Source organism: Dyella dinghuensis (assembly GCF_003977615.1).
GTDB classification, from domain to species: Bacteria; Pseudomonadota; Gammaproteobacteria; order Xanthomonadales; family Rhodanobacteraceae; genus Dyella_B; species Dyella_B dinghuensis.
The window spans coordinates 632,762-654,993 of the sequence record NZ_RYZR01000005.1; the positions used below are offsets into that span (position 1 = coordinate 632,762).

Consider the following 22,232-nt stretch of genomic DNA (forward strand, 5'->3'; position numbering starts at 1 on the left):
GGATCGTGATGCGGCGGCATGGAACCCGCGCGATGCGGAGCGCTTGTGGCAGACTTCGTCTGCTAACCAGCTACCATCGCCACGATGCCACGCAACCACTATACCTACCTGGGCGGTCATTCCAACGACCAGTCTTCCAAGGCTGGCGTACTGCTGGTGAACCTTGGCACACCGGAAGCGCCGACGGCACGTGCTGTAAGGCCTTATCTGGCCGAGTTCCTGGGCGATCCACGCGTCATCGAATATCCGCGCTGGCTGTGGTGGCTGATCCTGCACGGCGTCATCCTGCGCATTCGCCCGGCGCGTTCCGCGCATGCCTACGCACGCATCTGGACGTCCGAAGGCTCGCCCCTGCGCGTGGGCTCGGAAAAACTTGCCACCGGCTTGCAGGAGAAACTCGGCCAGCTTTGCACTGAGCCGGTACGTGTCGCATTGGCGATGCGCTACGGCACCCCGTCCGTTCGCACGCAAATCGAACAACTGCAGCGTCAGGGCGTGCAAAGGCTTTTGGTGCTGCCGCTATATCCGCAATATTCGGCCACCTCCACCGGCTCAGTCATCGACGCGGTGGCCGATACGCTCAAGCAACTGCGCTGGCCCCCGGAGTTGCGCATCGTCAACGATTATCACAACGATGAAGGCCACATCCAGGCGCTCGCGCATTCCATCGAGCGCTGGTGGTCCAAGCATGGACGGGGAGAAAAACTGCTGCTTTCTTTCCATGGCATTCCGCAGCGATACGTCACCGCGGGCGATCCGTATTTCGATCAGTGTCAGAATACGGCGCAGTTGCTGCGCACACACCTGGGACTCAGCGAGACGGAACTCATCGTGAGTTTTCAGTCGCGTGTTGGCCGCGAGCCGTGGCTAGAACCGTATACCGACGCCACCGTGCAACGCCTGGCTAAAGAAGGCGTGAAACGACTGGATGTCGCCTGTCCTGGCTTTTCCGTGGATTGCCTGGAAACGCTGGAAGAAATAGCGATGCAGAATCGCGATTTCTTTATCGGCGCCGGCGGTGAAGACTTGCGTTACATACCCGCGCTCAATGACAGCCCCGAACAACTGAGCAGTCTCGCCGCGCTCATTTTGAAACACACACACGGTTGGCTGCAGCCTGCCAGTGCGGCCCAAGCCACATAACCTTTCGAGAACACCGCGTGACCGCACCCATTGAAGAGCGCATTCCCCTGCGCAGCCATTTGACGCTGACTGCGCAGATGTGGGGCAAGCCCGATGCGCCGCCGTTGCTCGCATTGCATGGCTGGCTCGACAACGCGGGTAGTTTTGCGTTTCTTGCGCCGATGCTAGCCAAGCGCTGGCGTGTGATCGTGCTCGAACTGCCCGGTCACGGCCACTCCGGTCACTTGCCCGCCGGTAGCACTTACCACTATCTCGACTACGTCAGCTCCGTCCTTGCAGCAGTCGATGCACTGCATCTGCAACGATATTCCCTGCTCGGCCACTCACTCGGCGCGGGCATTGGATCGCTTGTAGCAGCAGCACGGCCACAATGCATCGAGCGGCTCTATCTGATCGAAGGACTTGGTCCGCTCGGCGATGACGGCACCAACACGCTGCAACGTTTCCGCGACGCGTATGTGTCTACCACTACGAAGACCAAGGCCAAACGCGTCTTCGCCAACATCGACCAGGCCATCAGCGCACGCACGCTTGCAAGCGGTCTTCGCGCGGATCTGGCGCGACCGATCGTCGAACGCGGCCTGATCGAAGTGGAGGATGGCTGGCGCTGGCGAAGCGATTCACGTCTGACACGACCGAGCCCTGTGCGCCTCGCGGAAAGTCAGATCGGCGCGTTGCTGTCGGGCATCGAAGCGCCGACATCGCTGTTGCTGGCCAGTCCCTTCACGCCTTATCTGCCGACGGCGTTGATGCAAGCGCGCGCCGCACACGTCAATCGCATCACGTTGACGCACATGGAAGGCGGTCATCACCTTCACCTGGAACATCCCGACGCCGTTGCGGCGTGGTTGATAGCCTAAGCCAGCATGTAAATCAGGCGGGGCCGGTGTCGCCAGCCCCGCCTGCTTACGTACTTACGCAGAAATCGCCAGTCGCTCCGAGCGATAGACCTGTGCGGTCACCAGCGTCACCAGGAAAGCAACCAGCAGACCGACCGCAATAACGGTCGCCAGTTGCGAACCGCTGATGCTGTCGCCATGAAGCAGTTGCGTGATGCCGACCTGCTGCCCGAGCAACGGCACGGCATACATCCAGTCGGCAACCTTCACCGGCAACACACTCAACATGACGGACGGTACCGCGGGTATCAACATCAGCATGGAGAGATACGTCTGCGCTTCGCGATAACTCTTGGCAAAGGCAGCCACGAGTGTTTGCAGCGATGCGAACAGGATGACCAGCGGAATCATCATCACCAGCACCTGCAAGACGAAGGAAGGCCCGAAATTCATCGTCATGCCTAGTTTCTCGGCGGGAATCAGTCGGCCGAATACATTGAAGCCGAGCAGGCAGATCAACAGACTCGTCGACGAGAACACACAAATCGCCCCCAGCTTGCCGAGCAACACTTGCCAGCGCGGCACCGGATTGGCGAAGAGAGGCTCAAGCGACTGCCGCTCGCGCTCGCCTGCGGTGAGATCGATGGAGAGATACATGCCACCGATAAAGATGGCGAGCACAATGAAGTACGGAAGGATGGCGAACAATTGCCCAGAGCGCGACTGCGGCGTGGATTGATCGCGCTCGTCGATCGATACCGGCGCCATCATGGTTGGCGAGAGACCACGCGCCACCAATCGCATCGCGCCCTGTTCGCGCGTGTAGAGTTGAAGCATACCTTTTAGCCGTTCAACGGAACTGCCGGTGTCGCGCTGGGAGGAGTCGTAGATCATTTCCACCTGAGAGGCCTGCCCTTTGCGCCAGGAATCGCCGAAGTCCTTCGGGATGCGCAGTACTACGTCGGCATCCATGTCACGCACGGCTTTTTCGGGATTGGCGATACCGGGCTGAGGTACGAACCCTTGCTGCTTGAGCGCGCTGATCAGATTTGGCGCATATTCGGCGCCGATTACCGGCACCTTCAACGGTTGATCCGCCTTGTTGAGCTCACGTGTGATGACGACGTTCATGATCATCACGAGAAACAGCGGACCAATCAGCGGACTGAACAACAGAGCACTCATCATGGTGCGCCTGTCGCGCAGGTTTTCTTTCACTTCCTTGAGGAAGACGATCAGCATCGTGTTCATGCGGCCAGGCCCTCCTCGCTGCCGATAATCTTCACGAACGCGTCCTCCAGATTGGCCTCGCCCGTTTGCGCACGCAGTGCGTCAGGCGTTTCGTCGGCGACGACACGACCGTGCGCGATCACGACGATGCGATCGCACAGCGCCGCCACCTCTTGCATGATGTGACTGGAAAAAAGTACGCAGCGGCCTTCTTCCTTCAACTTGTGCATGAACTGACGCAGGCTTCGCGTTGCCATGACATCAAGGCCGTTGGTAGGTTCGTCGAGAATCACATTCTTCGGATCGTGGATCAGCGCACGAGCAATGGCCGTCTTGACGCGCTGGCCCTGCGAGAAACCCTCCGCGCGGCGATCGGCGATGTCGGCCATATCCAGCGTCTCGATGAGTTTGTCGCGGCGTGTACGAATCAGCGCCTTGTCCATGCCTTGCAGACGCGCGAAATATTCGATGTTTTCGCGCGCGGTGAGGCGTTTGTACAAACCGCGCGCATCCGGCAATACGCCGAGCTGGCGACGAACGGCTTTTGCATCGCGCGCGACGTCGATGCCATCGACCAATACCTGCCCTTGGTCCGGCGTCATGAGTGTGTACAACATGCGTAACGTCGTCGTCTTGCCGGCACCATTGGGGCCGAGCAGCCCGGTGATTTCACCATCGCGTGCCTTGAAGCTGACGCCATCGACGGCTTTCACGGCGCCGAAGTGTTTGCGTAGATCCTTCACTTCGATCATGGCAATGCTCCATTGAAATCGATGAATGCAGGTGTTCCGTCCAACCTATCCAGACAACTCGCGTCGAGCTGCTTCGGGTCGGGTTTGTCGATGAATTTGCCGAGCAGCTGCGGCATGCAGCCGCGTGGCAGCAGTGAGTGCCCCTGTCCCTTGAAGACGAGCTGTCGTCCATTAGTAAGGCCCGGCAAAATCTGCTCGCCATAACGCGGCGGCGTCACGGGATCGAATTCACCGGACAGAATCAGAATGGGTTTGTCGCTCTTCAGCGGATCGTGGAAGTTCGCCGGACGCGTGCCGTGCGGCCATGCATCGCACTGCGCTTTCAATGCGTCGATCAGATGATTGCCGAGTATGGTGTTCTGGTCCTGCGGGCGCGGTTGCAACAGGTCGGCATCTTCGCTGCATATCACGCTCATCGACATGCCGTTGTTCATGTCGCCACTGAGGTCGCCGTTGAGCAGTTTGGCCTGACCAAGCAAAGGCCCGACGTCGCCGTGCGCGGCAGCATTGATGGAAAGCGGCAACAGGGCGGCAGTTTCCGGCTGATAGGCGAACATGCGCACGACACTGGCGAGCGAGAACTCCGTCAACGGACGTTCGACCGTTTCGTAGGTCTCAGGATCGCGGAAGCTCACCGTATGCGGATTGGCGCGCAATGCGTCACGCAACTGATACAGCGTTTGCATCGAATCGCCAAAGCGCTGCTTGCAGGCGGCGATGGCCGCGCAGTTGGCGAAATTTTTCTTCAGCGCATCGTCCAGATTGGCGGCGAAGTCTTCGCCTAGCACGAGCTGATTGGGCACCACCGAATCGAGCACGACACTGCGCACGCCATCGGGATAGTGCACCAGGTATTGCTGCGCCATGCGTGTGCCGTACGAAACGCCGACCAGATCAAACAACGGCGAACCGAGTGCCTTGCGCACATCTTCCAGATCCTGTGCCGCAATCGTCGTGGTGTAGTAGCGCGGATCGGCCTTCTTCTCCACCTCCGCCAGACACGAAGCGACTTCCGTGCGTACTTTGGTCAGATCCAGCGTCGTGCTGGAATCGTTCGCAGCATCTTCGGTTTTCTTGCAGCTCAACGGATTGGAGCTGCCAGTGCCGCGCTGATCCAGCAGTACGACATCGTGGTGCTTGCGAACATCCGCAAAGGCCTGTGATTCGACGACCCACGATTCGGTGGCCGCCTCACCCGGGCCGCCTGCCAGCAACACGGCCATGTCCGGTTCGGGCACTTGCGCATCGCTGCGCGCAATCGCCAGCTTCAAACCGATGTGCCGGCTGTGCGGATCGTCGCGATTTTCCGGTACGTCGAAGGTCGTGCACCACGCTTGCGCGGTGGCGCCGCTGCCCTCACGCCCCAGCTCGCACGGCTTGAACGTGAGCGAGCCGCGTTGCCAGGTGCGCGGGACCTGCGAAGGTTCCTTGGTGTCCACGGCCGTGGCAATCGGCGCGGCATCGTTGTTCGTCGCACTGGCAGGCATGTTCTCGCGCCAGTGCTGATAAGCCACGATGCCGACCACTACAACGGCAACCCCGATGCGAAACATGGTTCGTGCCTGCATGGCCATATATCCGTCACTCCCCTCCGGGTACGAAGATCATTTCAATCGGCATCCCGAATAGACGCGCGATCTTGAAAGCCAACGGCAGACTCGGATCATATTTGCCGGTCTCGATGGCATTGATGGTTTGTCGCGAGACATCCAGTTTTTGCGCGAGATCGGCCTGCGACCAGCCACGCTCGCCGCGCAAATCGCGTACAACATTGTTCATGGCACGGCTCGCCCGTGCATGCCACTGTTGTGAGCGGCACACTCAATCATGGGATTGCCTGCGCCGCTGCCAACGCGCGATGCCGATGGCCAACCCTATCCCGAGAAATCCGGCGCCCGCACCACACAGGAAGCCCTCGCTCATATCGTCGAGCGAATGGCGGGAAAACCACGCCGCGGCAAGCCCGATACATCCGCCGAGCAGAAACCAGATGTAACGAGGAATGGCCGCATCATCGTCGCAAGCGGCATCCGCGCCATAGCGGCGCGAGACCCACCAGCGTGTAAAGCCATAGCAAATGACGGTGACGGGAAACACCCAGATCAACACCGTGCCATCCAGCTTGAGCACGCCAGCCGCGCTGAGGAAACCGCCGATCAGACTCAGCGTGCCCAGCACCGCAGTCGCGGCCCCCAGCCCGACCAGATGCATGCGCTGCTCGAGTTCGTCGCTATCGCGGATGCGCCGGAACATCAGGCTGATGACATACAGCATCGGCACCACCGGGACGAGCGCGAGACAGACCTTCATGGGCAGGCTCGTCATGGTTCGTACCAATGGCCATGCCAGCAGCATGAAGGCGGTATAGAGCGCCATCGCCACCATGACCCGCCGTGTGTATTGCCTCTCGGAGAAACGTGACATGGCTCGCCTCAGGCCTTAGCGGGGCGATGGTCTGCGGATGCGTGGCCAACAGCCCCGCCAATTGCCCAGATAGGGCAACCCCCTTGTCGTATCGCGGCGCCGCTGCTCATAACCCTTCCCCGTCATGTCAAGTTTGCTTGACATAAGCCTAGGCGCGCCTATCGGGCATGTCAAGTGTGCTTGACAAAAAGGAGATCAAAACCACCGCCTTGGACCCATCGCGTCACTTTTGGACAGGGCCATCTTCGGTTTTGTACACCCGGTTCACACTTTTCCTTGACGTGACGGCAACTTTTTTAGCTAAAACGTGTAGGCCTTGTGAGGATTTTGGTAGAGAATCCTTGAAAGTGTGACTCTCATCACCCTTTGGCCCGATTGTTGCTCGATGGTCAGTGCAAGGCGGTGAGCCGGCCCGTGAGGGGGCCGGCGCGCCACGCTTAAAGCAAGCGATTTACCGAACCGCTGCACCCTTACTACACACGCTAAACAAGGAATATCGCAATGAAGAAGACCTTACTCACCGCGGCACTGCTGACCGCTTTTGGCGTTGCAGCCGTTGCTCCGCAGGCCCGCGCCGCCAATACCAGCTCCGGCACCATCACTTTCACGGGCTCGCTCACCGCTTCCACCTGCACGGTGGCAGTCAACGGCGGCGCTTCGACTCAGACGGTCACGCTGCCCACCACCCCGCTCGTTAACGGTGTGCTGTCGGCTGCCGGCCAGTCGGCTGGTTGGACGGCGGTCACGCTCACCCTGAGCGGCTGCACGGGCCTGACCGGTTACACCAAGGTGTACCCCTATTTCACGGGCACGGGCATTGATACGACCACCGGTTACCTGAACAACACCGGCACTGCCACCAATGTGGAAGTTGCGTTGTCCAACGGCCAGAGCACGGCCAATGCGCTGACGCTGCAGGGCGCATCTGGCGCTCAGAACGCTGGCACGCAATTGCTCTCGGCCACCACCCCGACGTTCTCGTACTTCGCCGGTTATGTGGCTACCGGCGCTGCGACGGCCGGTGGCGTGTCTGCCTCCGTGCAGTACACCCTCAACTACCAGTAATAACCAGCAAACCTCGCTGCTGCGGCCGGATTTCCGGCCGCAGCGTACTCGCCAACTGGTTCTGAGATTCCCATGAACAAACTGATCCGCGCCCTGGCCGCGGCGCTGCTGGCTTCCGGCTGCTTGCTTTCCAGTGCCCATGCCAACGTCATCATCAGCGGCACGCGAGTGATCTTTCCGGCGCAGGACGGTGAGGTCGACGTGCGACTGACCAACCAGAACGCCACACCGGCATTGGTCGAGGCATGGATCGACAGCGGGGATCCGAAATCCACGCCGGACAAAGTGAACACCCCGTTCCTGATCACGCCGCCGCTGTTCCGTATGGAAGCGAACCGCGATCAGAGCCTGCGTATCCTGTTTACGCATAGCGAACAGCCGATGCCGGCTGATCGCGAATCGCTGTTCTACCTCAACGTGCTGGAAGTCCCGCCCAAGCCCAGCGGTCCGCAGTTTCAGGGCAAAAATTACATGCAGCTGGCGATTCGTTCGCGGCTGAAACTTTTCTATCGTCCTGCCGGTTTGGCGGGCGATCCGCAGAAAGCACCGAACGCACTCACCTTCAAGGCGGCCAACGACGCCGGGGTGGGCACGGTGGTGGTGCATAACCCCACGCCCTACTACGTCACGATCGGTCAGATCACGGTGACGGTTGGCGGCGTGTCGCACAAAGTGGACACCGGCATGGTGGCACCGCTTTCGGATTTGCGTCTGGCCGTGTCGGATCTGAAGCAGGCGCCGAGCGCTGGCAGCGCGATCCAGTATGACTGCATCAACGACTACGGCGCTGACGTGGTCCTCAAAGGCAACGTAACGCCGTGACGAATCGGCGCGCCACATGCCGACCTGGCCATTCATGGCCTGTGGCGTGTCGTCGCGCGCTTCTTTGCGTGGGTATCGCGGCTGCGTTGACGAGCTGGGCTGATGCGTCGCTGGCTGCCGCCGCCAATGGTGCGGATGCATCGGCCAGTCCCGCAGCAGCAAGCGGTGCAGATGCCAACGCCAGCAGCGGTTACGCCGATTTCGATCGCAATCTGCTCTCGGGCGCCGGTCAGAACACCACGGATCTCTCCCGCTTCGAACACGGCAATCCGGTACTGCCGGGTAGCTACAACACCGATATCTATCTCAACGATACGTGGGTCGGCCGCGGCGATGTGCGCTTTGCCATGACGGCTCCGAAAACCAGCGCGGTACCGTGCGTGGATAGCAAGCTGCTCGACGTATTGGGCTTGCATCCGACCAAGCTGTCCGACGCGACCGTCGCACAACTGAAAGACCCGAACGCGTGCGTGACCATCGGCAACGTGATCCCGGGCGCGACCATGGCGTTCGACATGACGGAGCTGCGACTGAATGTCGTCGTACCGCAGGCCTACATGAATCAGATGCCGCGCGGCTATGTCAGTCCGGAATATTGGGACGCGGGCGTGCCGGCGGCGATCTTGAACTACGACTTCAACAGCTACCGCAGCGACAGCAATGGCCAGTCGCAGACCACTTCGTACCTTGGATTGAACAGCGGCCTGAATATCGGCCCGTGGCATCTGCGCGAAGACGCCACCGTCAACTGGCAATCGGCCACGGCCAATAGTCCGGCGCGGATGGAATGGCAAAACATCCAGGCGTATGTGCAGCGCGATCTTCCCTCGATGCGAGCGCTGCTGACCATCGGCGATAGCTACACCGACGGCGCAGTGTTCGACAGCTACGGCATCCGCGGTGTGCAGCTGGGCACCGATGATCGCATGTTGCCGCAATCGCTGCAGGGTTACGCCCCGCTCATTCGTGGCGTCGCCAACACCAATGCCAAAGTCACCGTGCGCCAGAACGGCGTGCAGATCTATCAGACGACCGTCGCACCGGGTCCGTTTCAGATCAGCGATCTGTATCCGACCGGTTACGGCGGCACGCTGGATGTCACGGTGACCGAAGCGGATGGTCATGTAACGACTTTCTCCGTGCCCTATGCCTCGGTCGCGCAATTGCTGCGTCCCGGCATCACGCGTTTCGACATCGCCGTAGGTGAGCTGCGCGATGCGACGATCAATAACAAACCCGCCGTGGTGCAGGGCACGTTGCAGCATGGCTTCAGCAATCTGTTGACCGGTTACGCCGGTATCGTCGGTTCGACCGGCTATGCCGCTGCGCTGATCGGCGCCGCGATCGACACACGCTACGGCGCTCTCGCGGTAGATCTCACGCAGGCAAACGCGCACATCCCCGGCTATTCGACGCAGTCCGGGCAGAGCATGCGGATCACGTACAGCAAAATCATTCCGTCGACACAGACGACCTTCTCGGTCGCTGCCTATCGCTACTCCACGGGTGGCTTTCTCAGCCTCACGCAGGCCGCGCAGGCGCGCCAATATGCGCGCGAAGGCATCAATGCCTTCGACTACGTACCCCCGTCGAATGTACCGACGATCGATGGCGTGCCGGAACAAAGCGTACTGACACCTGCGCAACAGGCAGCGCTCAACGGCACGGCATTCACGACGAATCCGATTCTCTCCGCCACCGGCGTAGAGCGCCAGCGCAACAATTTCACGCTCTCGCTCAGCCAGCGTCTGGGACAAAGCGGCGGTTCGATCTATGCCAACGTCACCGCTAGCGACTATTGGAACACCACTGGCAACTCCACGCAGTTCCAGGTGGGTTACAACAATCATTTCCATCGGCTGAACTTCGGCATTTCGGCGACGCGGTCGGTGACGCCGCTTGGCCGCTACGACAACGAATACTTCGTGAACTTCAGCCTGCCGCTGGGCTCAAGTCCACATGCGCCGACCTTCATGCTCAATGTCACGCATGACCAGCTCACCGGCTCGCAGGATCAGGCGATCCTGAATGGCACGCTCGGTTCGGACAACCAGTTCGACTACAGCGCAACCGGCACACACAGCGGCGATGGTGGCGGCAACTCGGGCAGCGTGAACGTGGGTTACCGCAGTCCGTACGCCGTGTTTAACGCCAGCTACGGCGACGGCAGCGGTTACTCGCAGGCCTCTGCGGGCGTGACCGGTGTCATCGTCGCGCACCCGGGCGGCGTCACCTTCGGCCAACCGACCGGCGACACGATCGGCATCGTCTACGTGCCGGGCGCCGCTGGCGCACAAGTGCAGAGCGCGCCTGGCGCACGCATCGACCACTTCGGCTATGCCGTGGTGCCTTATCTGACGCCTTACAACCTCAACACCGTGCAGATCGATCCGAAGGGATTGCCGCTGGATGTACAGCTCGATGCGACAAGTGCGCAGGTGGCTCCGTATGAAGGCGCCGTGGTGATGCTGAAGTTCAAGACCGAGAATGGCCGTGCGATCATCGTGCACGCTACCTTGGAAAACGGTGAACCGCTGCCGTTCGGCGCGGAAGTTTTCAATGAGAAGGGAACGTCGCTCGGTGTGGTTGGCCAGGGCGGACAGATCCTGGTGCGCGGCGTCAATCAGTCCGGCCGATTGAGCGTACGCTGGGACGATAACGGCGCGGCCCAATCGTGCTCGTTCGACTATCAGCTTGCTCCGCGGGCCAAGGGCAAGAAGGCGAAAGCCTATAACGAGATCCAGGCAACCTGTACGCGTGTCGACGCCGTCGCACAGGTCACGAGGAGTGGTACATGATGCATCGTTTCTTCAACCATGCTTCTCGATGCATCCAACTTTTTGGCCTGCTGTTGCTGGCGATCTTTGCGATCGGCTGGGCGCCGCGCGCTGCTGCCACCAATTGCACGGCCTCATCGGCGACACTCAGCTTCCCCGCCACCGTGTCCGTCCCAACGACTGCGGCGGTAGGAAGCACGCTGGCTTCGGGCAGCGCCACCATGACCTTTTCATGTACCGCCGTGTCGAAGAACAATACGCCGGCGACCATCCAGGCGGGCCAGTATCTGGCCACGCTGGATCCCACCAACAATACGAACGGCCCTGGCATCACCTTCTCGACCGGCGTGTCCGGTCTCGCGGTGCTGGTCAATGGCAGCCCGGTTGCGACATCGAGCAACAGCGGCAATGCGAGTCTGGATGGCCCCACGAGTACCGCTGGTTACGTTCCAGGGTCCGTTTCGTGCACCACTAACAATTGCAGCGGCACGGTAACGGCAACCTACACGGCTACGCTGATCAAAACCGGACCGATTGCACCCGGCACCATACCCCAGATCAATCTGATTCCTTTCTGGTGGTATATCCCCGGAAACGGAAACGGGTATTCCACCAGCATGAGTTTGAATGCAAACCTCATCCTGCCGTCCATCGCTTTGACGGTGCCCAGCTGCACTCTCACTGCCGGCTCCCAAAATATCGCGGTGACGCTGCCGGGTGTCGCAGCGTCATCGTTAGCGACCACTGGGCAAGTGAACGGTAGAACCGGTTTCAGCATCGCGGTAACAGGTTGCCCAACGAGCGTGACCCAGATCACCACGTATTTTTATGGCGGTAACATCGATACCGCCACTGGCAATCTGACCAACAATGGCTCGGCGACGAATGTCGAAGTGCAGTTGTTGAATGGTTCCGGCGGCAGCGCAGCGGCACTCTCGGCGATCACGCTGACTGGCGCACAGGCGACGGCGCAGAATTCTTCGGTGTTCAACGTCAGCGGTGGCAATGCGACATTGAATTACTACGCGCAATACATCGCTTCAGGTGGCGCGGCGACTGCCGGCAGCGTCTCCACCAGCGTGACGTTCACGATTGCCTATCCGTAATCCTGATAACGCGCGAGTCGTTATTCGCGCCACTCACGCTCAAGTTATTCAGCAGATTTGCCGATAACTTTCAGGCATCACTCGTACGTTTGAGTCACCAGTACCGGATCGGCCGTACTGGATTGAGCGGCACGAACATAGCCAGCGAAATACCTGAGCACTTGATCGGACTCGATGCTGGATAGATGCACCACGCTGGTGCTGTAAGTCCGCGATGCATCGACCGTCGTTCGGGTCGTGCCGCCAGAACAGCTTCGCCGATACGACTGGCGTGCTCCTTCGACGCTGGCGGCCTGACTCAGCAAATCCGGTGCGGTAGAAAGGTTGCATGTCGGTTCGACCAACGAACCCATGAACGAAATGGTTCCGCCTTCCATCGTTCCGCCTCCGCCAGCTTTCACTGCGGACGCGCCAACGACCGACACGACGAAACATCCAACAAGAAGTACCCACCGCCGACCACGCATATCGCCGCCCTCCATCGACACCCACTACTGCGTGGGTGCTTGAAGGCCACATCGGCCGCGTCGCTCATCACCTTGATAGCGCCGGCCGGGGTCATCGCTGGAAGTGTGAAGTGCATCACATAAGTTGACGTGATCGGCGCGTCAAAAAGTCTGCACATAGCTAAAAAAATGACTCGCGTTTTCCGAAATTCCTTATTTTGGACAATAAGTTACCGTGACCGCGCTGTTCTTTGGCAGAACAGATGCGATCTCCAGTCCTTCATCGGAGAACCAAACCCAGGCGACCAGGGGGCGAAGGTCGCGAGGGCGATGTCTATGAAGCAGGCGATGCCGTGACGGCATCACGTGATCCAGAACTCCTGCATGTCGGCTACGTCCGACTTATCGGCAAGAATTTGGCGCGCTTGAGTGCGCCTTCGCTATCAACGCGAGGAAATGTATTTCTCGCGACGGATTTGCGGCACGGGCAAACCGAAGTCCTTGAGCGTGTTGAACGCCGCGTCAACCATGTTGGGATTACCGCACAGGTAAGCGATATCCCTATCCGACGCAGGCACCAGTTCGGCCAGCACGCTTTGCACGTGGCCGTTGCGATCGCCAGGACGCGGCACGGCGCGCGGTTGGCGACTGAGGCAGCCGTGGAACATGAAACCTGGATGCGTCTGCGCGAAAACCTCGAATTCCTCGCCGTAGAGCAGCTCGGTTTCGTTACGCGCGCCGTAAAGCAAAACGACTTCGCGATTGCCTTGCGCCAGCAGTTTCTCGAACAGCGGCAGCATGGCGCGATACGGCGTCACGCCTGTGCCGGTGGCCAGCAGCAAGTAACGCGGGTGGGTGTCGGTGTCCTGCAAGCAGAAGCGGCCGTACGGACCGCTTGCCTCGATCGTGCCGCCGATTTCCAGCTCGCTCAGCAACTTCGTTGCCGCGCCGCCATCGACGTAGCTCACGGCAATTTCGATCTGCTGCACCGGCGAGGTGCCATCGCCCACGCTGCCCACGGAGTAGCTGCGCTTGGTCGCGGTGCCATCTTCATAGTGGAAGTGAATCTGCAGGAATTGGCCCGGGATGAACGCCAGCGGCTGTCCGTCTACGCGCTCGAAAACCAGATGCCGGACAGAAGGCGCCAGCATGCGGCTGTCGGCGAGGCGGAGGGTGAAATGTTCGGCCATTCAGGGGTTGCTCTGATCAAAACTGCGCGGGAAACAGTGCGTGCGCCCGGATGGACCGGTCCGCAGGACAAGGCCCGCTATAATAAGGGTCCCGGACACTCCGATCTATTCTGCGCAGGCGGTGTGATCTCCAGAAGGCCCACGGGACGGCCGAGGACCCTCTGGAGATCACCCCTCACCGACGCGCTTGGGGTTGGCCCTGTCTGCCCGCATCTGTTCGGGTGCGACAGAGTGGCGCAGACCGCCGGTCTGCCCTAGCCAACACCCCAGCCGACGGCACTGCTCCTGCCGTGTGCGCAGAACGGATCCCGAGCGTCCTTCCACTGATGGTGCAGTCCATGTCCTCTACTCCCGCGCTTGTCGTCGACAATTTGCGCAAAACGTATGGAAACGGCGTCGAAGCGCTCAAAGGCGTCAGCCTGACGGTGCAACCCGGCGACTTCTTCGCCCTGCTGGGGCCCAATGGCGCCGGCAAGTCCACGCTGATCGGCATTCTCTCCTCGCTGGTGAATTCCACCTCGGGCGATGCGGAGGTCTTCGGCGTATCGGTCAACAAACGCCGCAACGAGGCGATGAAGCTGATCGGCCTGGTGCCGCAGGAACTGAACTTCAATCAGTTCGAGAAGCCGTTCGATATCTGCGTGAACGAAGCCGGTTTCTACGGCATCCCGCGCAAGATCGCTGCCGAACGCGCCGAGAAGTACCTCAACGAGCTGCGCCTGTGGGACAAGGCACAGCATCAGGCACGCATGTTGTCCGGCGGCATGAAGCGCCGGTTGATGATCGCCCGCGCGATGATGAACGAGCCGCGCCTGCTGATTCTGGACGAACCCACCGCCGGCGTGGACATCGAGATCCGCCGTTCGATGTGGCAATTCATCAGCGGCATCAACGCAGCCGGCACCACGGTGATTCTCACCACGCATTACCTGGAAGAAGCCGAACAGCTGTGCCGCAACATCGCGATCATCGATCACGGCAACATCGTCGAAAACACCACGATGAAGCGCCTGCTTTCCAAGCTCGACGTGGAAACCTTCGTACTCGATGTCGACAACGCCCCGTCACATCTGCCCACCGTGCCAGGCATGACGTTGCGCCGCATGGACGAACACACCATCGAAGCCGAAATGCCACGTACGCAGGCACTCAACACGCTGTTCGAGGTATTCAGTACCAGCGGCATCAGCGTGACCTCGATGCGCAATAAAACCAACCGTCTGGAAGAACTGTTCGTGCGACTCGTCGAACATGGCCGCCAAGAGCCGAGCAAGGAGAAAGTGGCGTGAGCAACCTGTCCGGCAATCTCATCGCGCTGCACACCATCGTGCGCCGCGAAATCGTACGCATCATGCGCATCTGGACGCAGACGCTGATTCCGCCCGCGATCACCATGACGCTGTACTTCGTCATCTTCGGCAAGCTGATAGGTAGCCGCATCGGCACGATCCAGGGTGGCTTTACTTACATGCAATACATCGTGCCGGGGCTGGCGATGATGAGCATCATCACTAACAGCTACGGCAACATTTCCAGCTCGTTCTTCGGCGCCAAGTTCCAGCGCTCGGTGGAAGAGATGCTGGTGTCGCCAATGTCCAACTGGGTGATTCTGCTTGGCTATGTAACGGGTGCGGTGGCGCGTGGATTGGTGGTTGGTGTGCTGGTGCTGGTGATTGCCCTGGGATTTACATCGCTGCATATCCAGCATCCGCTCATCACCTTGTTGTCGGTGTTGTTGGGGGCGACGATTTTTTCGCTAGCCGGTTTCGTCAACGCGATCTATGCGAAAAAATTCGACGACATCGCGCTCGTTCCCACCTTCGTACTGACGCCGCTGACGTACCTGGGTGGTGTGTTCTATTCGGTGAGCATGCTTGGCGAGCCATGGCAGGCGATATCGCGTGTCAACCCGATTCTCTACATGGTCAACGCGTTTCGTTACGGTGTACTGGGCATCAGCGACGTGCAGGTCGGCGTTGCGTTCGCCGTGATGCTGGCGTTCGTGGTTGTGCTGTCGTGGCTGGCGCTGAATCTGCTACGCCGCGGTGTGGGCCTGCGTTCGTAACGGCACGGCCCATCGCTTATGCGCGTCAACAAATACATCAGCGAAGCCGGCCTTTGCTCCCGCCGCGAAGCGGACGAGTGGCTGCTGGCCGGACGCGTCACCATCAACGGTGAAGTCGTCACCACCGGTGCCAAGGCGCTGGATGGTGACGAAGTACGGGTGGATGGCGAGATCGTCAAAGCACGCATTCTCGCCAGCACGCCCGGCGCCAAGCGCGCTGTGTACATTGCGCTCAACAAACCCGTCGGCATCACGTGCACGACGGATCAGGACGTCGACGGCAACATCATCGACTTCGTGGATCATCAGGAACGCATCTTCCCCATTGGTCGGCTCGACAAGGATTCCGAAGGGCTGATCCTGCTGACCAGCAATGGCGATATCGTCAACGAAATCCTGCGAGCGGAAAACCATCACGAGAAGGAATATCTCGTGGCCGTGAACAAGGCCGTGACGGATGAGTTTCTCAAGGGCATGGCGCGCGGTGTACGCATTCACGGCCAGATGACGCAACCCTGCCGCACACGCAGAATCGCCAAGTTCGGCTTCGGTATCGTGCTGACGCAAGGCCTCAACCGGCAAATCCGCTTGATGGCCGCGGAATTCGGCTATCGCGTCACGCAACTTCGCCGCGTGCGCATCATCAATGTGAAACTCGGTCACCTGAAGCCCGGGCAGTGGCGCAATCTCACCGACGCCGAATTGAAAAGCCTGCTGCCCAACCGCACGCAGTGGTGATGTGAACCACTGCGCCTTGATAGCGGCGCTTAGTGCCGCTTGCGCAGCGGCACGTCTCGCAACATCCACGCGGCGGCAAAGGCGAGCACGATCACGCACGCAGCCACCATGTAGACATAGTGCAGCGCGCCGCCGAATGCGTTGAGATAAATGCCACGCAACGCATCGGGCAACTGGTGTACACCTTGCGGACCCATCGAATGCGGCAGGACGGCATCGTGCGGAAGCGTATCGGCCAGCTTCGTGTGCAGCTGATTGGTGAACAACGCACCGAACGCCGCCACGCCGATCGAACCGCCGATGGAACGAAATAAGGTGGCGCCAGACGTCGCCACACCGATGTATTTGAAGTCCACCGCGTTCTGCACAGCAAGAATCAACACCTGCATTACCATGCCCAGGCCCATGCCGAGCAGGCAGATGTACATGTAAAGCAGCCACACCGACGTGTCGTTGTTGAGCGTCGCAAGCAAGCCCATCGCCACGCACGCGAGCAGCGTGCCGACAATCGGGAAGACGCGATAGCGGCCTATCTTGCTGATCAGTCGCCCGCTCACGATCGAGGTGAGCATCAAACCGCACATCATCGGCAGCAGCTGCATGCCGGCTTCCGATGGGGTCGAGTTTTTCACGACCTGCAGATAGAGCGGCAGGAACGTCATGCCACCGAACAACGATGTACCGATAATGAAACCGATCAGGCAGCACAACAGGAACGTGCGCTCCTTGAACAGGTGCAGTGGAATGATTGGTTCGGAAGCGTGGCGCTCCTCATAGATGAAACCGCCAAGCGCAATAAGACCGAACACCAGCGTGAACCACAATTGTCCCGAGTCCCACGGCAAAATCACGCCACCTTGCGTCGTAAACAAAATAATGCACGTCAGCCCTGTCGCAAGAAAGCCGGCGCCCATGTAGTCAATCTCATGCTTTACCTGTGCGCTGTGTGGCTTGAACACAGCGCCGATCACCGCCAGCGCCACGATGCCGAGCGGCAAATTGATGTAGAAAATCCAGCGCCATGACAGATGTTCGACCAGGAAGCCGCCGATCAGCGGACCGATCACGGTCGCCAATCCAAACACGCCACCGAACATGCCTTGATAGCGTCCGCGTTCGGCTGGCGGAATGACGTCGCCGATCGCCGCCATCGTCACCACGAGCAAACCACCGCCGCCGAGGCCCTGCAGCGCGCGCATCAGAATGAGTTCCGTCATGTTCTGCGCGAGGCCGCAAAGAATCGAGCCGCCGAGGAACAAGACGATTGCCGCCTGCAAAACAATCTTTCGGCCGAACAGATCGCCAAACTTCCCGTAGAGCGGCACGACGATCGTCGATGTCAGCAAGTACGCGGTGACCACCCACGACAGATTCTCCAAGCCACCCAATTCCCCCACGATGGTGGGGAGCGCGGTGGAGACGATGGTTTGATCGAGGGCCGCCAACAACATCACCAGCAGCAGCGCCGAAAACAGCAGCCGGATAGGCGGATGCTCGCGCACTGGTTCAGATGCTGGTGAGGACGCGCCCCCGCCTGCGACGGTGGGGCGTTCTTCTTCGATAACGGGCAAATCTACGCTCATGAGCAGTCGATTGAAATTAATTAATGACTTGGTTAATATATATTGCACTACTCAGTACAGTCAATGGCCGTGGACATGGTGGCTCGAAACGCCGACAAATCAGCCCTTCGTACGCCCAGAAGCCGCGTCAAGCGTCAAATCGAGCCGCGCCGCCCCGGTCGTCCAACAGGTGCCGTGAGCGGACCGGAACAACGCAATCGACTACTCGACACCGCGCTCGCGCTGTTTGCCAAACAAGGCATCGTCGACACCCCACTTTCAGCGATTGCACGCGAAGCGGGCGTCACGCCCGCCATGCTGCATTACTACTTCAAGACGCGCGATCAGCTGCTCGATGTACTCATAGATGAACGCATTCAACCGCGCCGCATCGCCGTCAGCGAGATGTTCAAGATGGACGAAGGCGAACCCGTCACCGTCATCACACGACTGGCGGAAAAGATGATGCAAACCGCGACGGAACATCCCTGGTTCCCTTCGCTATGGATGCGCGAAGTGTTCAGCGATAACGGTGTGCTCAGGCAACGCATCATCAAGCGCTACGGAAAACTGCATCACCAAGGTGCCATTGATTGCATTGCGCACTGGCAGGCCGAAGGCCGTCTCAATCCGGACATCGAACCGGCGTTGGTGTTCATCTCGATTCTGGGCCTGACGATCATGCCCTTGATTGCCGTATCGTCCTGGCACACAGATCCTTCGCGGCCCACGCTGGGGGCGTCGGACGTTGCTCGACACGCCGTCGCCCTGCTCTCGAACGGTGTCGGTCCGAAACGTTGACCGAATCGTCAATCATTTTTCGCCGAATAAACTGCAAAAAAAGCCCGACCGCAAAGGCCGGGCTCTTTTTTTGTTCTGATAAAAAACGATGCGCGTCCCTGCGCATCACATGCACTCAGAATGTCACGCTCCAGTTGTTCAAGGTGCCGTAGTCGCCGTAATACTCCGGATCGTTGTCGATCACTTTCAGCTTCCACGTACCGTTTGCCTTTTCGCCCGAGGCGTTCACGGTAAACGTCTTGTTGATGTTGCCGTTGTCCTCATAGTTCGGCTTCTGCAGGACCGCGTAGTCGCCGCTCGGTGCGTACAGCACGATCTCCAGATCGCCCGACCAGTTGTGCGTAATGTTCACGTGCACCTGCAGGTTGGACGGCGCATTGCCCGATTCACCCGTTACCGCAATGTTGCTGGTGATGGTGGCGTTGTCGTTGATCGTCACCGGCGTGTTGTTGGAGAACACACCCGTACCGCCGCCACTGCTGCTTACCGTCACCGAGTTGCTGGTGCTGTTGGTAGCACCGGTGTTGTCGGTCACCTGCAACGTCACCGTGTACGTACCGGCTGCCGTGTAGGTGTGACTTGGGCTGGCGGACGTGGACGTGCTGCCGTCGCCGAAATTCCACGAATAGCCGCTGATGGTGCCGCCGGTATCGGTGGAGGTGTTGGTGAACGCAACGGCGAGACCGCTCACGCTATCGGTGAAGCTCGCCACCGGCTTGCCGGTAGCACCCGACGACACCGTGACCGAACCGGTCTTGGTGTTGGTGGCACCGGTGTTGTCAGTCACCTGCAGCGTTACCGTGTACGTACCGGCGGCGGTGTAGGTGTGGCTCGGGCTGGCCGAGGTGGAGGTGCTGCCGTCACCGAAGTTCCACGAATACGCGTCGATCGTGCCGCCGGTATCGGTAGACGTGTTGGTGAAGGACACCGCCAGGCCGCTCACCGAATCGGTGAAGTTTGCAACCGGACTGCCACCCGACGAAGTGCCGCCGTTGGCGAGCGTGGCGAACTGACTGGTGATCACGCTGCCCCAGCCGGTGGTGTAGTCCCAACCGGTCGCTGCGGATTCACCGGAGTTGTTGCCCGACGTGACGTCGTGGAACGCCGCGGCATAGTTCGCCGACGACGACTGTGCCACCTTGTAGAACACCGGCGCGGCGAAACCGAGGCTGGTGCCATCGGCCTGCAGAACGCGTGCCCACACGCTCAACGCAAGCGGCGCAGCAAGGCTGGTACCGCCGATCTGCTGATTGGCTGCACCGTCGACGGTGACCAACGCACCGCTATCCGGGCTCGCGTTGAAAGCAACATCCGGCACACCGCGATAGGTCTGATTGGTGATGCCCGACACACCCTTCTGCCAGCTCGGAATCGGCTCGAACGTGCTCGGGCTGCCACCGGTGGCACCCTCGTTCTCGCTGAGGTTGTTCCACACGGTTTCGCTCGACCACGTCGTGGTGCCGGTGGTGTACAGCTCCGTGCCACCCACCGCGGTGACGTATTGCGAACTTGCCGGCCAGCTTGGCGTTACGCCGCCATTGCCGCACTCATCCGCGCCCGAGTCGCCAGCGGAGACGAAGAACGTCTGACCTTGTGCCACGGCCTGCTTGAACGTGGTGTCGTTCGATGCTGCCGAACCGTCGGACTGCGAATCGGTTTCGCACTCGCCCAGCGATACGTCGACGGCCTTGATGATGTTGTCCGACACCACTTGCGCGTAGTCAGTTTGCAGATCCGCATCGTCCAGTGATGCCGCGACGTAGAAGTAATACTGCGTCACACCGGTGAATGCGATGATGTCCTGGCTATCCAAGTCCCATTCGCCATCGCCGCTGGTGTCGCTACCAGAGGTGTTGCCCTTTAGCGTGAGCGTAACGCTCGGCAAACCGGCCGAGGAGAGGTAAGACTTCACGTCGCTCTCGACGTTGGTCATCGAACCTTCCGACACCGAACCGATCGGCACCGACGTCACTTTCGCCAGACTGCTGGCGCCGTAGATCACCGGAAAATCGGTGGGATTGTGACCGACAGCGGTGCCGGTTGCATTCGGCTTCGTGGCATTCATGTGCGCCACGATCGGATCGGCATAACGCGCAAACACATGCGAGGTATGCACGTTCTGCACACCCAACACGGCATGCACAATGCCCTGCAAGTTGGCAGGGATCTTCACGTCGCTGTTGTTGGCGTAAGCATCGCGGCCGTCATGCGTCTTCACGTGCACGAACGACGTGTTGAACGCGGCCTGTGCCGTATCGGCATGGCCATCCGCTTGCACGTAGGCATTGTTCGCACCGATCTGCACATTCGAGAAACCCGCCTTGGTCAGATACGCAGCGACCTGCTGTGCCTGATCTGCCGTCGGCGCGTATTGCGCGTTGAACTGGGCGGAGGTCAGCGGCTTGAAACCGGGTTTTGCAAGGTAATTGTCCAGCTGCTGTTCGTTACGCAGCTTCAATGTGAGAACCACATGCAGCGGTTGTGCAAACGCCAGCGGACCGACCACCTGATCGCCCTGACGCAACGACACAGCCGGGTGGATGGACACCAAGGCTGCATTGGTTGCGCTCGGGACAGCGACGCTGTCTGCAACCGGTTGCGCCATGGCGCCCACGGAACCGAGCATGGATATGCCCAGCGCAGCAATCAGCGTTTTGATACGAAGTTGACTACTCGGCATTTCTAACTCCCCAGGAATTTGGAGACAAAACGACCCTTCTGAGGTCGCATGTACCCCATAACAGTTAAGTCGCGTTAGGACGCGACGCCTTGTGTTTCGCTAGATGCCTAACGATTCCTCGAGTCTCGGCATGCCGCTGCTCCCCCTGCACTCCCAATGCAGCCAGTGCCGACCCATCACTCGAACGACGCGTACCCCTAACTTGCAAAGCGTCATCGCGGAATCATTCGCCGCGTGCTCCATGCAGCGAATACTTGCGAAAGTATCTTTCGAAGAATCCTGCGTCAAGCCGACGCGATAGAACCGATGCGACGAAACTAATCACTATTTCTTCTTCGCATCGCGCACGCGAATGTCGTCGTTGCATTCACAAAAATTAATGCACGACGTCAGCACGGAGACAGCGTTGATGTTATCGATAGCATGCGCTTCTCGTAGTCAACAAGCATTGTGTTTTCCTCGTGAAAACAGCTTGTTTTGAGCGCTCTTTGGCGTCTACGCCGTGTGAACGACCACGAGATGAAAAATCGCGAAAGGTGATGAATAAAACATCATTCACCGTTCACAATGAGACCTAGTCGACAGTGCACCG

The 22,232-nt window shown here is 59.7% G+C and carries 19 protein-coding genes; 10 read left to right on the plus strand and 9 right to left on the minus strand.

The genetic code is table 11. The features are described from left to right. The first annotated feature begins 84 nt into the window (after positions 1-84). Together hemH and EKH79_RS10435 are read left to right on the plus strand one after the other, a co-directional pair. Positions 85-1,143, plus strand: coding sequence for a ferrochelatase (hemH, locus tag EKH79_RS10430; protein WP_126673716.1), 1,059 nt, complete (start codon positions 85-87; stop codon positions 1,141-1,143). Between the two features lie 17 nt (positions 1,144-1,160). Then, on the plus strand, positions 1,161-2,003 hold the full coding sequence (locus EKH79_RS10435; RefSeq protein ID WP_126673717.1) for an alpha/beta fold hydrolase: 843 nt from the start codon (positions 1,161-1,163) through the stop codon (positions 2,001-2,003). A 54-nt stretch (positions 2,004-2,057) separates the two neighbouring features. On the opposite strand, the gene EKH79_RS10440 is transcribed toward EKH79_RS10435, so the two are convergent. From EKH79_RS10440 to EKH79_RS10460, 5 genes are read right to left on the minus strand one after another with little or no spacing between them, the layout of a single operon-like run. Continuing rightward, complete coding sequence (locus tag EKH79_RS10440; RefSeq protein ID WP_126673718.1) at positions 2,058-3,233, minus strand: ABC transporter permease; 1,176 nt, start codon at positions 3,231-3,233, stop codon at positions 2,058-2,060. Further along, the gene (locus tag EKH79_RS10445) at positions 3,230-3,964 is read right to left on the minus strand and encodes an ABC transporter ATP-binding protein (protein WP_126673719.1); all 735 of its coding nucleotides are present in this window, start codon (positions 3,962-3,964) and stop codon (positions 3,230-3,232) included. Before EKH79_RS10445 ends, EKH79_RS10440 begins: the two co-directional genes overlap by 4 nt. Beyond that, on the minus strand, positions 3,961-5,538 hold the full coding sequence (locus EKH79_RS10450; protein WP_126673720.1) for an alpha/beta fold hydrolase: 1,578 nt from the start codon (positions 5,536-5,538) through the stop codon (positions 3,961-3,963). Before EKH79_RS10450 ends, EKH79_RS10445 begins: the two co-directional genes overlap by 4 nt. Positions 5,539-5,545: 7 nt before the next feature. Next, positions 5,546-5,743 carry a helix-turn-helix transcriptional regulator gene (locus EKH79_RS10455; protein ID WP_126673721.1) on the minus strand — a complete coding sequence of 66 codons (198 nt, stop codon included), beginning with the start codon at positions 5,741-5,743 and terminating at the stop codon, positions 5,546-5,548. Between the two features lie 42 nt (positions 5,744-5,785). After that, a complete protein-coding gene (locus EKH79_RS10460; RefSeq protein ID WP_126673722.1) occupies positions 5,786-6,388 on the minus strand; it encodes a hypothetical protein in 603 nt (200 codons plus the stop codon). Positions 6,389-6,889: 501 nt separating this feature from the next. Between EKH79_RS10460 and EKH79_RS10465 the strand changes: the two genes are divergently transcribed. From EKH79_RS10465 to EKH79_RS10480, 4 genes are all read left to right on the plus strand, one after another. After that, the gene (locus EKH79_RS10465) at positions 6,890-7,453 is read left to right on the plus strand and encodes a fimbrial protein (RefSeq protein ID WP_126673723.1); all 564 of its coding nucleotides are present in this window, start codon (positions 6,890-6,892) and stop codon (positions 7,451-7,453) included. Between the two features lie 72 nt (positions 7,454-7,525). Further along, entirely contained in the window at positions 7,526-8,275 is a 750-nt protein-coding gene (locus EKH79_RS10470; RefSeq protein WP_126673724.1) for a fimbrial biogenesis chaperone, read from the plus strand. Between the two features lie 68 nt (positions 8,276-8,343). Then, the gene (locus EKH79_RS10475; RefSeq protein ID WP_233590266.1) at positions 8,344-11,073 is read left to right on the plus strand and encodes a fimbria/pilus outer membrane usher protein; all 2,730 of its coding nucleotides are present in this window, start codon (positions 8,344-8,346) and stop codon (positions 11,071-11,073) included. Then, positions 11,070-12,158 carry a hypothetical protein gene (locus EKH79_RS10480; RefSeq protein WP_126673726.1) on the plus strand — a complete coding sequence of 363 codons (1,089 nt, stop codon included), beginning with the start codon at positions 11,070-11,072 and terminating at the stop codon, positions 12,156-12,158. Before EKH79_RS10475 ends, EKH79_RS10480 begins: the two co-directional genes overlap by 4 nt. A 77-nt stretch (positions 12,159-12,235) precedes the next feature. Here the strand turns inward: EKH79_RS10480 and EKH79_RS10485 are convergent, their stop codons facing one another. Both EKH79_RS10485 and EKH79_RS10490 read right to left on the minus strand, forming a co-directional pair. After that, positions 12,236-12,535, minus strand: coding sequence for a hypothetical protein (locus EKH79_RS10485; RefSeq protein ID WP_126673727.1), 300 nt, complete (start codon positions 12,533-12,535; stop codon positions 12,236-12,238). A gap of 512 nt (positions 12,536-13,047) precedes the next feature. Beyond that, a complete protein-coding gene (locus EKH79_RS10490) occupies positions 13,048-13,794 on the minus strand; it encodes a ferredoxin--NADP reductase (RefSeq protein ID WP_126673728.1) in 747 nt (248 codons plus the stop codon). 338 nt (positions 13,795-14,132) lie between these two features. On the opposite strand from EKH79_RS10490, the gene EKH79_RS10495 reads away from it, so the two are divergent. The 3 genes from EKH79_RS10495 to EKH79_RS10505 are packed head-to-tail and all read left to right on the plus strand — an operon-like array spanning position 14,133 to position 16,597. Further along, a complete protein-coding gene (locus EKH79_RS10495) occupies positions 14,133-15,083 on the plus strand; it encodes an ABC transporter ATP-binding protein (protein ID WP_233590267.1) in 951 nt (316 codons plus the stop codon). Further along, positions 15,080-15,859 (plus strand): ABC transporter permease, encoded by a 780-nt coding sequence (locus EKH79_RS10500; protein WP_126673730.1) that lies wholly within the window; start codon positions 15,080-15,082, stop codon positions 15,857-15,859. Before EKH79_RS10495 ends, EKH79_RS10500 begins: the two co-directional genes overlap by 4 nt. A gap of 18 nt (positions 15,860-15,877) precedes the next feature. Then, positions 15,878-16,597 (plus strand): pseudouridine synthase, encoded by a 720-nt coding sequence (locus EKH79_RS10505; protein ID WP_126673731.1) that lies wholly within the window; start codon positions 15,878-15,880, stop codon positions 16,595-16,597. A 29-nt stretch (positions 16,598-16,626) separates the two neighbouring features. On the opposite strand, the gene EKH79_RS10510 is transcribed toward EKH79_RS10505, so the two are convergent. Beyond that, positions 16,627-18,180 (minus strand): MDR family MFS transporter, encoded by a 1,554-nt coding sequence (locus EKH79_RS10510; RefSeq protein WP_126673732.1) that lies wholly within the window; start codon positions 18,178-18,180, stop codon positions 16,627-16,629. Between the two features lie 174 nt (positions 18,181-18,354). Between EKH79_RS10510 and EKH79_RS10515 the strand changes: the two genes are divergently transcribed. Beyond that, complete coding sequence (locus EKH79_RS10515) at positions 18,355-18,960, plus strand: TetR/AcrR family transcriptional regulator (protein WP_199754228.1); 606 nt, start codon at positions 18,355-18,357, stop codon at positions 18,958-18,960. A 115-nt stretch (positions 18,961-19,075) separates the two neighbouring features. Here EKH79_RS10515 and EKH79_RS10520 read toward each other — a convergent pair whose 3' ends face one another. After that, a complete protein-coding gene (locus tag EKH79_RS10520; protein WP_126673734.1) occupies positions 19,076-21,640 on the minus strand; it encodes a PKD domain-containing protein in 2,565 nt (854 codons plus the stop codon). Between the last annotated feature and the right edge of the window lie 592 nt (positions 21,641-22,232).

Coding starts and splice junctions, on each gene's coding strand:
- hemH (WP_126673716.1), top strand. CDS start 85: ATGCCACGCAACCACTATACCTACCTGGGCGGTCATTCCAACGACCAG.
- EKH79_RS10440 (WP_126673718.1), bottom strand. CDS start 3,233: ATGAACACGATGCTGATCGTCTTCCTCAAGGAAGTGAAAGAAAACCTG.
- EKH79_RS10445 (WP_126673719.1), bottom strand. CDS start 3,964: ATGATCGAAGTGAAGGATCTACGCAAACACTTCGGCGCCGTGAAAGCC.
- EKH79_RS10450 (WP_126673720.1), bottom strand. CDS start 5,538: ATGGCCATGCAGGCACGAACCATGTTTCGCATCGGGGTTGCCGTTGTA.
- EKH79_RS10455 (WP_126673721.1), bottom strand. CDS start 5,743: ATGAACAATGTTGTACGCGATTTGCGCGGCGAGCGTGGCTGGTCGCAG.
- EKH79_RS10460 (WP_126673722.1), bottom strand. CDS start 6,388: ATGTCACGTTTCTCCGAGAGGCAATACACACGGCGGGTCATGGTGGCG.
- EKH79_RS10465 (WP_126673723.1), top strand. CDS start 6,890: ATGAAGAAGACCTTACTCACCGCGGCACTGCTGACCGCTTTTGGCGTT.
- EKH79_RS10470 (WP_126673724.1), top strand. CDS start 7,526: ATGAACAAACTGATCCGCGCCCTGGCCGCGGCGCTGCTGGCTTCCGGC.
- EKH79_RS10480 (WP_126673726.1), top strand. CDS start 11,070: ATGATGCATCGTTTCTTCAACCATGCTTCTCGATGCATCCAACTTTTT.
- EKH79_RS10485 (WP_126673727.1), bottom strand. CDS start 12,535: ATGGAAGGCGGAACCATTTCGTTCATGGGTTCGTTGGTCGAACCGACA.
- EKH79_RS10490 (WP_126673728.1), bottom strand. CDS start 13,794: ATGGCCGAACATTTCACCCTCCGCCTCGCCGACAGCCGCATGCTGGCG.
- EKH79_RS10495 (WP_233590267.1), top strand. CDS start 14,133: ATGTCCTCTACTCCCGCGCTTGTCGTCGACAATTTGCGCAAAACGTAT.
- EKH79_RS10505 (WP_126673731.1), top strand. CDS start 15,878: ATGCGCGTCAACAAATACATCAGCGAAGCCGGCCTTTGCTCCCGCCGC.
- EKH79_RS10510 (WP_126673732.1), bottom strand. CDS start 18,180: ATGAGCGTAGATTTGCCCGTTATCGAAGAAGAACGCCCCACCGTCGCA.
- EKH79_RS10520 (WP_126673734.1), bottom strand. CDS start 21,640: ATGCCGAGTAGTCAACTTCGTATCAAAACGCTGATTGCTGCGCTGGGC.